We start from the raw sequence: 12,471 nt of genomic DNA on the forward strand, positions 1-12,471 counted from the left end.
TTGTTGCAGTAAATCTGCTTAATCCTATTTTATTCTTTACAGCCAGGATAAGAAATCAAACTTTTTTCGACTATCTATATTCACTCAAACACTGTTGAATCCATCGAATCAAGGAAATTAACAATAAATCCGAATTTTAAGTATTAAAGAACGATTTAGTTTCATCTTAGCCAATGCTAAATTTGTTTAGCTTTAACTGCCAAAACTCTTATTGTGAAACCCTTGAAGATATCAAGTCAAAAAAACCTCATTAATTTCCTAAAAAAATCCCAAGAAAACGCAATAGTTCTGGGAATGTGTTTGTTGTCTTCAACAATTTTATACAAAATTATATTTATTGAATTATCTGCGATCGCTTTAAATATTAAAAGTCAAAACAAGGTTGATTTAATCGCTATTGAAAAGCACAATAAAATAGATAAATCCCGAAACACAGTACTATTAAAGCAAGCTTTAAAAAATGCTAGCTTTAACTTAGAGAAGCTAAAAAAGTTACGCAGATTCATCATAGCTGACGTTATCCCAATCGAAGAATATAAAGCCAAACCTCCTAAGCCACCTGAAGAAGAGGAAGAAAAGCCTCAACCAAATACAATTCAACCATCAAATTCAAATCCATCAAAACCATACACACTCCAGCAACAAATACTAATACAAAAATTACGTCGAACAAAAACACAACAACAAGCAATTCAAAAAAAAATAATTATTGACGCTCTGACTACTAGTGCCGATAAGTATCCTTGGATTGTTAATCCAACAGATAACCTGACTTTTCCTATAGAATTATTTAAGCCAAATAAAAATGAAAACTATATAGATACGGATATAAGCGTCAAATTTTCTGGAGAAAATCAGATTATTGATAAGTTTACTTATGCCAAATTTCCCAAGGCTGACCAGTTTTACTGGGTTCTTGATCAAAATAGAATAGTAGTTGAAACTAAAGGCTATCAAGCCGGTATCCTTTCTCAAGGAAGACAAACTAATACTTATATTACCCGGAATGTTACTTCAGAACAGGCATTTTGGGGATTGCAAACTCTGTTCGCTATACCGACAGATTTTCGGGAGTTAGCTGGAGAAGTTGATACTACTAACTTTTCTGTAATCTCAATAGCTGGACAAGTGGTAAATCCTGAAGGGATACCTGCTGGCAGAGTTATTATTAATAGTGGAATTGACCCAAACGATCCTAATGTCACAGTTCTAAAAAATCCTATTCCAGCTATTGGTAGTGCCTCTACTTTGAGTGTTGATGGTGGACAAGCTTTATTTCAAGCTTTAGATGCTACCAATGCTCCTAAAATTCTACAAGGCTTTCCAACGACGAACCTACAACCTTTACTAGATGATAGAAACGTCAAACTCCAAGAAGGCGAAATCATTCCTAATAGTGCCCTAGAAGCTGCTGGCATTTTTTGGGGAGATATCTTGACAGGAGAAGGTTTTGGTTTTACTGCACCTGTTTCTTCCTTTCCAGGTATTAAAGTTGCTCAACTTGGAGAATTTGATAACTTTGATTTGTTAAATGTAGCAATCAATCCTTTTCTCTCTCAATCCGATAAAGATTTTCATTATCTTAACTCTTTACAGTGGCTATCTTTAGGAAAAAGAGAGCCTATATTTAAGACACTATCTCAAACTCAAGAAACTTCTGATTGGCATAGACTGTATGTTAGCCATCCTCATAATCGCAGCTTAATTCAATATGATCCAGTTGCCATTAAAGTTACTTACTCTAATATTTTTTCTGCTCCAGGATTATCCCTAACAGCTAATTTTAGCGATACTAGTATTGATGCTATTCAATCAATAAATTCTACATTAGGTTTGCTATTAGGTGGAGTCTTTGAAGCCATAAAAATTGATAATATTCAACAAGGGCTAGAAGAAGCTAAACAAAAATTAAAAAATGGGGAAGATTTTGTTCCTTTAAATACACCTGCTACACCTGAACAAAGAAGACAAATCAATAACAGGTTGAATCGCACTTTCTCTTTTGCCAATGCATCTAGTGGGTTAGAGCAGGTATCTGGGACTTACACATTTCCTAGTCAAGTCACTCCGAATAAATCTAGCATCTTGCAAATAAGAACCGGAAACCACAAACGAGCAGTTCAGTTTCTTGAAAGAAACATTTCTGTTTTAGATGAAGGTGATACATTTTTTTCTGATCTCAGGCTCTCTAACGAAAAATTTGGCCCTTTAACCTACATTGGTATTCCAGTTCCTTTAAATGATACTTCTATTGATCCTATTAACGAAGCCTCTGCTGTCGAAGTCATTTTGACAAACCCCCAAGGGCAAAGATTTATACGAAAATTTAATTCAGCAGATTCGACACTAGTACCGCTCCAGGTAAGAGCAGCAGATTTAGCGTTCGATTATATGGAACTCACTAGAGTTGATAAAATAGGTATTAGTTTTAATAACTTTAGCGGTTCTCTATCTTTACCAACAGTTGAATTGCTAGCAGCAGGTTCTTCTGGAAATTTTAACTATAGTGCTAATTTAGGAACATGGTTTAATATAGATGCTAATTCAGCACCAGGCGTTTCTAATAATAATTTAGGGGAGGAAGAACCAACATTAGGTTTTTATACTAACATACTTTTCAACTATATTAAAACTGATATACGGTTAAATGCAGCTAAAAAACCTGTAGCTATCAATACTCACGTACCATACTTGAGGGTTGATTGGAATAGTGCTTCTAATAAAAATAATCCTTTTTCTAGCTATTTAAGTTATTTATATCAGCATCAAGAAAGGAATTTTGGTTTTTCTTTAGCTCCTGGCATCGCTTTTATTGAGAATAATAGCAATGGTGAATTTTTAGGTCTTTTCAATGGGGAATTTAGTACCAGTCATGGTTTAAATTTCAAGACAAATTTAGAAATTGGCAAAGAGTTTTTCTTTGAATTTCAGGGTTTACAGAGAGTCAGTAAAAATATTTCTGCTGGTATTTATCTAAAAAACTATAGTATTAATAATTTGGGTTTGAACAGCCGAGTTCCCGGCTATAATTATGGAGTCATTATGAGGCATAATTTCCCAGAAAATAGTGTGTTTATAGAAACTAAAATTGGTACAGGTGAGAATGGATTTGACCTAAAGCTTCAAGGTGGTTATCGATTTTAATAGCGTTGTTAAATATCCCTGGCTTCTCAAACAAGTCAGAGATATAAGATTTTTAATTTGCCAATTATGTCTAATCTAAAGCACCTAAGCCATTATTACCAGCGCCCGCTCGGATTATAGTTGTTAAATCTTCAACAGAAGTACTATTATTTAATAAATTCGCTACTGTATTAATAAATGGGTTTGGGTTAGAGAGGATAGTAGTTTTAGTTACTCCTGGGCTTATAGTCAGACTAGTTATGGTCTCATCATTTCCACCTGCTATACCTCCATAGGTAGGAGAAATTGTTAAACTTCCGCCATAGTAAGAGCCAGAAGGTAAAGTCACCTCGCCACTGACGCTGAGAAAAGTACCAGAAGGTCTAATTAAAGTAACAGCACCACGAGCAGTAGCTTGTTGTGCAATTGCCGATGGCGCTAAAAAATTTCCTCCATTTATTAAACCTAATAAACAAAAACTTCCCCGAATAATTATAAATAAGTTATTGGATAAGCTATTCATGTTTTATAAGCTCCTAGTGTTGTTCGCTTTAGGTTGTTTCTAGATTTTGCTTAGGGATGCAAAATCAACCTCGACTAGCAAAAGTAAAGGCGGAATATTTTTTATTACTTTCTTAAGATAAAAATATAGAATCCCTGATATGAGCATTTTGTTAACAATGAACATTTTGAGAATTCGTATTGTTACGCAAGCGCTCTATTCATTATTTTCTGGGAGTTTCAGAGTTTATATTGATATCACTAAAGCTATGTAAAGCGATTATGAGGAAGGGACGAACTATGCGCCCTAAAGACCTATATAACAAGATTCCCGACTTTTTTAAAAAATCGGGAATCTGAGCCACAAAGAAGCGCAATATCATATATAGGAATCGTATTTGATTTTGAGATTATCTGCGTAGGCGGGGAGTGGGGAGTAGGGAGTAGGGAATTAGGCTTTTCAATCTCAGTATGTTTTCAGAAATAAAATCGGAGTCATATATACAAATATAAATATAGGGAAGAGATATAGCGTTGCTATTTCTTTTCCCTATTATGTATTGATTTATTCAACTGTTCTGTCAGTTGCTAAAAACTTTGTAAGTATTTACGAAACAAAAATTTAATTTACTCTAAACCACCTAAGCCATTAGTGCCAGCACCAGCACGAATGATGGCTGCTTGTCCGCCAATGTCTCCATTAGTAACAGCTGTGTCTAAAGCTGCTGCTGCTGCCTGAACAAATGCATTGCCACTACCTGCAACAAAGCCATCATCATCAACACCAGCAACTGCACCTGTGGTAAGAGATAGACCAGTTATGGTTTCATTGTCTATTAGTGATGTGCCATCCCCATAATCAACACCAACAATTAAAGCCTCAGCAGATCCATCCGTGTCGTAGGTAAGCGTTATTAGGCAAAGTTAATTCCGCACTGACACTGCTTAGAAGCACCTGAAGCTCTAACAAAAGTTGCAGCACCACGGGCTGATGCTTGCCCTGCACTTGCTGGTGCACGCCAAGATACTAGCAACGCCAACCAAACCTAACAAGCAAATGCTGCGCTTTAACGATCGCAGAAATTTTCATGATTAACAAACTCCTCGTATGTTTCTCTTTACGTTTTCAATATAACCATTAGATTCCATAAAATTATCAGTAATAGCACTGAAATTTATATAAACTCCATCAGTCATAAATTAAAAAAACTAATAGATGTAACTGTTAGCGTGGATCTGAGCAAAGGCTTGAAAAACAAAATAAAAATAGAGTTACAGCAAGGTTTTTATCTACTGAATGCCTGTATTAAAGTTGTCGCAATACTTACCAAAATTCGTATTTTGGAAAACAAAATTTAGAAAGGACTAGAGGTAAAGCTTTAGACTGTTTTCAATGCCATAATCCTCTGTAAACAATGCTTAATAATTCGTCACAAGTTGTCAGAAGTGCCTATGTCATATCTTTGCTAAATCTTAAGTGCATCTTTATGGATAATATGCTGTTGGCAATAATTTCAATCCCCACGCTGTTTGCAGTTATTGTATGGATGCGATAAATGGCAACTATAATGCCCACACCATATTCCACAAAATAGAAAACGGCTATAAGATTTAGTTATAGGTTGGATGGATAGGGTGATTATCTGGAAGAAACTCAAGGCGAGGTCTATGACGGGCTACGCCTAGGGTGTTGACTCTATGCCTTTTTAGAAGTTAACAAATCATGCAAAATATGTGTAGTCATTGCGAGCTTTGCGAAGCAATCCCAGAGATTTTGCGATTGCTTCGCAAAGCTCGCAATGACACAAGAGAGATTTTGCCCTGACACAAAAATAGTATGAGTCAAAAACGCCCAAATTTTATCAAAGTCAACAGCCTAGGCTACGCCTATGCAAAACCCCAAAATTATTTGCTAATGTTGGCTTTCGTGCCGACACAAGCTTTTTGAGTTTAAAACTGAAGTTATCTAATAGAAATAGATTTTTGATTTAAAGATTATGTCTGTCTCTTACCAGTGGCCAGGTAGAGAATCAGCACAATCAAAAATAGCCTCAGCGTTATGCTCAAGCCCCATTTAACTTACTATATTTATTGTCCCCCAGTTTAATGGGCCACATCTGCCTGTCCTTAGGTCATTATGGCAAAATCTAAGAAAAGCTCTACCCCCATCAATCTCAGCGATCCACAATATTTTCTTAACCGAGAGTTAAGCTGGTTAGAATTCAATGCCAGGGTGTTAAATGAAGCCTGTGACGATCGCACGCCTCTTCTTGAACGCCTCAAGTTTTTGGGAATATTTAACTCTAATTTAGATGAGTTTTTTATGGTGCGGGTTGCTGCTTTAAAGCAACAAGTAGAGGCAAAAGTTAGCCTGTTAACTCCTGATGGTCGGACACCACAACAACAGTTAGACGATATTAGGTCTAACCTTACTCCCCACGTCAAGAAAGAGCATCAACATTTTGAAGAAGTACTTCGTCCGCTACTAGCAAATCATGGCATCCATATCCTGAATTACATAGATTTGAATCAAAAACAGCGAACTCATCTCGACAGTTATTTTGAGGAACAAGTTTTTCCAGTTTTGACTCCCCTGGCTGTTGATCCTAGTCATCCCTTTCCTTTTATTTCTAATCTCAGTCTGAATCTGGCTGTTGTCGTCAAAAATCCAGACACCGAAGAAGAATTTTTTGCCAGAGTTAAAGTCCCCAGCGTTCTGCCACGATTTTTACCGATACCGCCTGAGTTGGGAGATCAAAATAGCGAAAAACCTGCCCACTGGACTGGAGTACCTTTAGAACAAGCGATCGGCTCATAACTTGGAATCTCTATTTCCAGGGATGAACATTCAAGAATATCATCCGTTCCGCATTACCCGTGATGCCGATTTGGTCTTAGAAGAAGATGAAGCAGATGATTTATTGTTAGCGATCGAACAGGAATTGCGAAAACGGCGGTTGGGTGGAAGTCCAGTCCGGCTAGAAATTCAATCCCAGACTCCTGAAATAGTGCGATCGCGATTATTGCATGATTTGGAATTAACAGAAAGCGATCTCTACGAAGTAGATGGTCTTTTGGGACTGCGGGATTTAATGAATTTTATGTCCTTGCCATTGCCAGAACTCAAAGATCCACCACGCCAATCAGTTGTCCCAATACGCCTGCAAAGGCTGAGGGAGCCGAGTCTAGATCCAGATGTCCTGGAAACCGAGGAAGGAAAAGACTTTTTTGCTGTGATTCGGGAAAAGGATTTATTAGTACACCATCCTTATCAATCCTTTTCGGCTACAGTAGTGCGCTTTATTACCCATGCCGCCTACGATCCGAATGTGTTAGCCATCAAGATGACCCTTTACCGGACTTCTGGTGACTCACCCATCGTCAACGCCTTAATTGCCGCCGCCGAAAATGGCAAGCAGGTATCGGTGCTGGTGGAATTAAAGGCGCGATTTGATGAGGAGAATAATATTTACTGGGCAAGACGACTAGAAAGAGTCGGGGTTCATGTCGTCTATGGTTTAGTCGGGCTAAAAACCCATAGTAAAACCGTCATGGTAGTACGGCGGGAAAAAGACCAGATACGTCGCTACGTGCATATTGGCACTGGTAATTATAACCAGAAAACGGCACGGCTGTATACAGATTTGGGATTGTTCAGTTGCCGTGAAGAATTGGGTGCTGACATCACAGATTTATTTAATTTCTTGACAGGCTACTCGCTGCAAAAGTCTTATAGAGAGTTGCTGGTTGCACCTGTGAATATGCGCGATCGCTTTTTGGCACTAATTCACCGCGAAATCGAAAATGTTCAAAATGGATTTTCTGGACGCATTGTTGCCAAAATGAATTCCCTAGTCGATCCGCAAATTATCACCACTTTATATGAAGCTTCTTGCGCTGGAGTGCAAATCGACTTAATTATCAGAGGCGTTTGTTGTTTGCGTCCCGGACTCAAAGACATTAGTGAAAACATTCGCATAATCAGCATTGTTGGTCGCTTTTTAGAACACTCTCGGATTTATTATTTTCATAACAATACACAAGAAGAAATCTATATCGGCAGTGCCGACTGGATGCGCCGCAACCTAGACCGCCGAGTCGAAGTAATTACCCCAGTGAAAGACCCTGATATTGCTAAAGATTTGCAAGAAATTATGGGAATTATGCTCGCAGATAATCGCCAAGCTTGGGAATTACAAGCCGATGGTACTTACATTCAAAGGCGCCCTTATGATGATTCTCCAGAAGCTAATTCACAAAAAATTCTTATGAACATGGCATTACGCTCAACTGGTGTAGCCTCAAACTTGATTGATTAAAAAATAAGTTACTCATACCTTGAACTGGGCATTGGGGACTGGAGATTTAAACCCAAGCAAATTGGGAAAAAGACTCTTTACCAGTACTCAGTACCCAGGATTAAAGTGGAAAAAGTCTTTGCCAAAAACAGGGTTTTTGCAGGATAAAGAAAACCAAGTTATGAATTTGGGATAAAGTCAAGCTAAGTAAGGACGTTTGAAAAGTTGTTTGTGATGTATCAAAGACTTATAGATTCTCCTAAATTTGCTGAGAAATTGGGTAATTAGATTCTGGTTTCTTTCTTTTTAAGCCAGGTTAGGAAGCGATCTTGATGGAACTTGATACTTTACAAACATCCTTTGGTTATTTGTTATGGATCAACACAAGTTATTCAACCATAGGATAGAGTTATTGCTGGCTCTTGTTCTCATAAACTATAGGGGTTATCTAAATAATTTCGTTCTTCCCGTCAATGTTAATGTTATCCTGTGAGCTTTCTACCTTGCGTGTTCTAGTAGTTGATGACCACGAACTGACTCGTTTAACCTTACAATTGGTTTTTTCTTGCCAGGAGAATATTCAAGTAGTAGGTTTAGCCAGTAATGGTGAAGAAGCTATAGAAATGGTTAAACGTTGCCATCCTGACGTAATTATTTTAGATTTACAGATGCCAGTTATGGACGGCTGGAGTGCGTCTAGTCAGATTAAAGCTATATCTCCCAACACCCAGATTCTTGCTTACTCCTCAGTGGAAGACATAAACTTTCAGGGGACAAAGACAGTGTATAGCTTTGATGACGTTTGCAAAAAAGATGTACCTACAAGCGAACTGATTGCCTTAGTTAGGCAGCTAGGTCAGCGTGCAGGAGATAGTTCAATTGCAGGATAAATAATACAGCTATGTTGCTTTGCCAACTCAGGCTTGGTTAAGTTATGGGGATTTAAAGGCATGATAGTACTTGAAAAGCGTCGGTATAACCTGAAGTTAATGGTTAACCGACGCAATTTTTGGTAATTTTTACTCTACCGGAATCGTGCGTCTAAATTCATCAATTAACTCATCCAGTTCTTCTAAAGCTTGATTGACATCAATTCTCAGAGTTCCTAGGTTTGGTTGTTCCAGTAGGCCTAAGAGGTACTCACGTTTACTTTGAACTGCGGTAATTCGTTCTTTTATGGTCTGTAGATCCATTATTTTTTTCCTATCTTTAACTACCTTTAAGTTTAAAGTTAACTCAAAATCAGACATTCTGGGGCACTATAGCAATCCTATTTGAGTTGTGAAAATTATGGAACCGTCAAGCCATTTTCTCTAACGAGACACTACCTGAACGCGCAGCGTCTCGTTAGAGAAGACCGCAAAGAGAAATCAAATAGGTTTACAAATGATTTAGGATTGCTATATACGCCCTTACTGTCTCCCCTAAGAGCTTGTGGGACTATGGTGTATATCACCATTCCTCTAACATTATTCCATAAGCTTGTGATCTCCCCAACCCCCTTTTAAGGAAAAAGTTCTCAAGTTCTCAACTTAAGGAAGTCAGTAGTTTATAATTTATCTTTGTGTCAGTCTTGACCAGGAAATTTTGAATTAGTTGAATACTATCCAGATGGGAAAGATGTTCTTCCCTAATTTGTTACTCATAGCCGATGATAATAAAACTGAGGTATTCAGACTTTATACTAATTTAAGCTCATGCTACGCCAAATCTCTTTAGGAACAATCGGTTTAACTATAGGCGGTATATTAACCATCATTGGCTTCGTCGCCTATGCTGGTAATAATGCCACACTCAATCTTGTCGGATTTTTTTACGGGATTCCTCTATTATTGGGAGGGCTGGCGCTAAAAGCTAATGAACTGAAGCCAGTTCCATTTACCCAAGCTACGTCACCGTCAGCATTGATACTGCGAGAGCAGCAAGCAACTGATACTCAAAATAAAATTCGCAAAGACATCACCCGATATTGCTACGGTCAAGATGCTCATCTAGATACAACACTTTCTTTTCTAGGTTTGAGTCCCACAGATCAAGAACGACCAATAGTCACAGGGTTGCGAGAAACAGAAGTTAATGGAAACTATGCTCTAATTTTAGAATTTGATTCACCATTAATACCAATTGATGCATGGCAAAAAAAGCAGGAGAAAATGACCAATTATTTTGGCCCTGGATTGGAGATTCAAATAACGCAGCCATCTGAAGATACAATTGAGCTAGCGCTGATCAATACTCCAAAAGAGTCTCTAGTCAGTAGTCAATAACAATAATTTTTGTTATCCAAACTTCATGCCTTTATGCACGATTAAGAACCCCGACTTCTTGAAGAAGTTGGGGTTTTGGGCAGTAAGTTTTATTTAAGTAAGTGGCATTCTAGCCGACTAACTATCTATTGAAGATTTATTTTTTGGCATTTTCTTAACCACTAACCAAAAAGTTATTTTTCTAAACGAACTGCATACCACTGTAAATATTGCCCAGTACCAATATCTAATTCGCAGCTAGTGTCGAGTAAATATTGTGCTTGAGCTTCTACAGTATCAAATTTTTGCAAGTCCGGTGGCAAATCTGCAATTATGAGTTGTTGGAGAGTTTTTTTGAGCTTTTCTAATAACTCTGATGGTGTCAGAAATTGTTCTGGTTGATTTGTTTCTAGAACAACGAAGTTATCCTGCTGATACATTAATGAGTCTGGCATATTAAATATTTAGTGAATGTAAACAGGGTTTGATTTTTTGTAAGAACTTCTTTCTGGCTGTATTCATCTAATTTTAGCTACTAAATTGCTGTCTTTCCAGAAATACAACTTATTTTTATTTAGTAGAGTGTGATGGAAGTTTGGACAGATTCAAAAGGAGCTTAAGCCCCTTGTTTAGTGAATTGAGATGATACCTGGATTGCCACGAAGCTGTACTAAATGCACTGAATCTAATTAAATCAAAACTTTTACTTATTTTATTAACCTATACTCATTGGAGAATCAAGCTTAATCTTACTCTTATGTAATTATACTAAACCTCCGCAACCCTTGCTAAATAAGCTAAATAAATTTAAGTCAGGTGATATTAAAATTTAGTATTAGCTATTTTCTCAGGGCACTTTGGCAATGGCTCTGCCCTGTCTCACTAGGTTTATGAACTAACTACAAAAATAAATAATTAAGGTGTGTATTTGCAATTCTCAAAAAAATTTAAATTTGACTATAAGAATGGGGAAATATAAAAGTAACATTTCCTCTCACAACCATAGCCGAACAAAAAGGTAACAATTGCCTTCATGTTCCAATTATAGATTGTCTATGCAACTTAGTTATCTACCGCTTGCTTGGGTCAACAACATTAAGCAGTCCATTGTCAAAAAACGGTTGATTGTGAAGCCAGATAAACCTTTGCCGCAAATCCTGGCATTGATGAAGAGAGCGATCGTCTCCATGCGATCAAGTTGCACAGCCTTTTTCAGGATAGTTCTGCAAGTGGAAGGCAACTCATGTCAGGCATAAGCTCATTTCCTCTTTCTACTAAGCAACCACCACTGATTCTAGTGGCTGATGATGACAAGACCATCCGAGTGTTGTTGCGTAAAGCGATGGAACAAGAAGGTTATCGAGTGGTCGAGGTCAATGATGGTAAACAATGTTTAGATGCTTACGAGACTATCAAACCGGATGTAGTCTTGCTAGACGCTGTAATGCCTGTGATGGATGGCTTTACTTGCTGTAAGCACTTGCTGCAAATTGCCAGGAATAATTTGATATCAGCACTTGCAACATTTGACACTGATTCTGCTTTGAAAAATACGGTTATATCCAAGATATGGGAGCGCACCCCCATCTTGATGATCACCTGCTTGGACGATGAGGAATCTGTAAACCGTGCTTTCGACGCTGGGGCAACTGATTATGTTACTAAGCCAATTCACTGGCCTGTATTGCGCCAGCGATTGCGCCGACTGCTACAGCAAGCGCAAGTATACAAACAGTTAGAGGCGGCAAACCAAGCTTTGCATCACCTTGCCAATGTAGATGGCTTAACTGAGTTGGCTAATCGTCGGCGCTTTGACGATTATCTTAATACTCAGTGGATTAATCTCGTACAAGAGGGATCTCCCCTATCAATGATTTTGTGTGATATCGACTTTTTTAAATTTTATAACGATAAATATGGGCATCCAGCGGGGGATGTCTGTTTGCAAAAGGTGGGTGCTGTCTTAAGCCTTAAGGCACAAAAACATCAGGATTTAGTAGCGCGTTATGGTGGTGAAGAATTTGCTGTGATTATGCCATATACCCCTGCATCTGGCGCACTTCATGTTGCCGCCACGATACAAGCAGGAGTCAAAGATTTGCAAATTGTTCATGACGGATCTCTGGTGAGTCAGCACGTTACCCTTAGTATGGGTGTGGCGACTGTTGTCCCCAGTTGGGAATCCTCACCTTCAGATTTGATTGTCATGGCAGATAAAGCACTTTATCAAGCAAAAGCTGGAGGGCGCGATCGCTTTATCTCAAGTACTTTAGTCAGTTGGGAATGACCAAGCTCTAATGCCC

At 38.1% G+C, this 12,471-nt stretch carries 8 protein-coding genes and 1 pseudogene; 6 read left to right on the forward strand and 3 right to left on the reverse strand.

Translation table 11 applies throughout. The annotated features are described in order from the left end of the window. Positions 1–294: 294 nt before the first annotated feature. Positions 295–3,144 carry a hypothetical protein gene (locus tag ANSO36C_RS15080; RefSeq protein ID WP_251960339.1) on the forward strand — a complete coding sequence of 950 codons (2,850 nt, stop codon included), beginning with the start codon at positions 295–297 and terminating at the stop codon, positions 3,142–3,144. Positions 3,145–3,214: 70 nt separating this feature from the next. Here ANSO36C_RS15080 and ANSO36C_RS15085 read toward each other — a convergent pair whose 3' ends face one another. Further along, positions 3,215–3,646: a hypothetical protein gene (locus ANSO36C_RS15085; protein WP_251960181.1), complete on the reverse strand. Its 432-nt coding sequence runs from the start codon at positions 3,644–3,646 to the stop codon at positions 3,215–3,217. 2,115 nt (positions 3,647–5,761) lie between these two features. On the opposite strand from ANSO36C_RS15085, the pseudogene ppk1 reads away from it, so the two are divergent. Both ppk1 and ANSO36C_RS15095 read left to right on the forward strand, forming a co-directional pair. Beyond that, positions 5,762–7,943 (forward strand): annotated as a pseudogene (gene ppk1, locus ANSO36C_RS15090) (polyphosphate kinase 1). Positions 7,944–8,395: 452 nt separating this feature from the next. Continuing rightward, a complete protein-coding gene (locus tag ANSO36C_RS15095) occupies positions 8,396–8,812 on the forward strand; it encodes a response regulator (RefSeq protein WP_251960182.1) in 417 nt (138 codons plus the stop codon). Positions 8,813–8,941: 129 nt separating this feature from the next. On the opposite strand, the gene ANSO36C_RS15100 is transcribed toward ANSO36C_RS15095, so the two are convergent. Next, positions 8,942–9,115, reverse strand: coding sequence for a hypothetical protein (locus tag ANSO36C_RS15100; protein WP_251960183.1), 174 nt, complete (start codon positions 9,113–9,115; stop codon positions 8,942–8,944). 504 nt (positions 9,116–9,619) lie between these two features. On the opposite strand from ANSO36C_RS15100, the gene ANSO36C_RS15105 reads away from it, so the two are divergent. Continuing rightward, entirely contained in the window at positions 9,620–10,189 is a 570-nt protein-coding gene (locus ANSO36C_RS15105) for a DUF2854 domain-containing protein (protein WP_251960184.1), read from the forward strand. Between the two features lie 173 nt (positions 10,190–10,362). Here ANSO36C_RS15105 and ANSO36C_RS15110 read toward each other — a convergent pair whose 3' ends face one another. Continuing rightward, the gene (locus ANSO36C_RS15110) at positions 10,363–10,623 is read right to left on the reverse strand and encodes a chlororespiratory reduction protein 7 (RefSeq protein WP_251960185.1); all 261 of its coding nucleotides are present in this window, start codon (positions 10,621–10,623) and stop codon (positions 10,363–10,365) included. A 600-nt stretch (positions 10,624–11,223) separates the two neighbouring features. Here ANSO36C_RS15110 and ANSO36C_RS15115 point away from each other — a divergent pair. Both ANSO36C_RS15115 and ANSO36C_RS15120 read left to right on the forward strand, forming a co-directional pair. Then, positions 11,224–11,424, forward strand: a complete 201-nt coding sequence (locus ANSO36C_RS15115) for a hypothetical protein (RefSeq protein WP_251960186.1) — start codon at positions 11,224–11,226, stop codon at positions 11,422–11,424. Further along, on the forward strand, positions 11,412–12,455 hold the full coding sequence (locus tag ANSO36C_RS15120) for a response regulator (RefSeq protein WP_251960187.1): 1,044 nt from the start codon (positions 11,412–11,414) through the stop codon (positions 12,453–12,455). The genes ANSO36C_RS15115 and ANSO36C_RS15120 overlap by 13 nt, the downstream gene beginning before the upstream one ends. The last annotated feature ends 16 nt before the right edge of the window (positions 12,456–12,471 follow it).

This window comes from Nostoc cf. commune SO-36, from assembly GCF_023734775.1.
Classification (GTDB): Bacteria; Cyanobacteriota; Cyanobacteriia; order Cyanobacteriales; family Nostocaceae; genus Nostoc; species Nostoc commune_A.

Coding starts and splice junctions, on each gene's coding strand:
- ANSO36C_RS15080 (WP_251960339.1), top strand. CDS start 295: ATGTGTTTGTTGTCTTCAACAATTTTATACAAAATTATATTTATTGAA.
- ANSO36C_RS15085 (WP_251960181.1), bottom strand. CDS start 3,646: ATGAATAGCTTATCCAATAACTTATTTATAATTATTCGGGGAAGTTTT.
- ANSO36C_RS15095 (WP_251960182.1), top strand. CDS start 8,396: ATGTTAATGTTATCCTGTGAGCTTTCTACCTTGCGTGTTCTAGTAGTT.
- ANSO36C_RS15100 (WP_251960183.1), bottom strand. CDS start 9,115: ATGGATCTACAGACCATAAAAGAACGAATTACCGCAGTTCAAAGTAAA.
- ANSO36C_RS15105 (WP_251960184.1), top strand. CDS start 9,620: ATGCTACGCCAAATCTCTTTAGGAACAATCGGTTTAACTATAGGCGGT.
- ANSO36C_RS15110 (WP_251960185.1), bottom strand. CDS start 10,623: ATGCCAGACTCATTAATGTATCAGCAGGATAACTTCGTTGTTCTAGAA.
- ANSO36C_RS15115 (WP_251960186.1), top strand. CDS start 11,224: ATGCAACTTAGTTATCTACCGCTTGCTTGGGTCAACAACATTAAGCAG.
- ANSO36C_RS15120 (WP_251960187.1), top strand. CDS start 11,412: ATGTCAGGCATAAGCTCATTTCCTCTTTCTACTAAGCAACCACCACTG.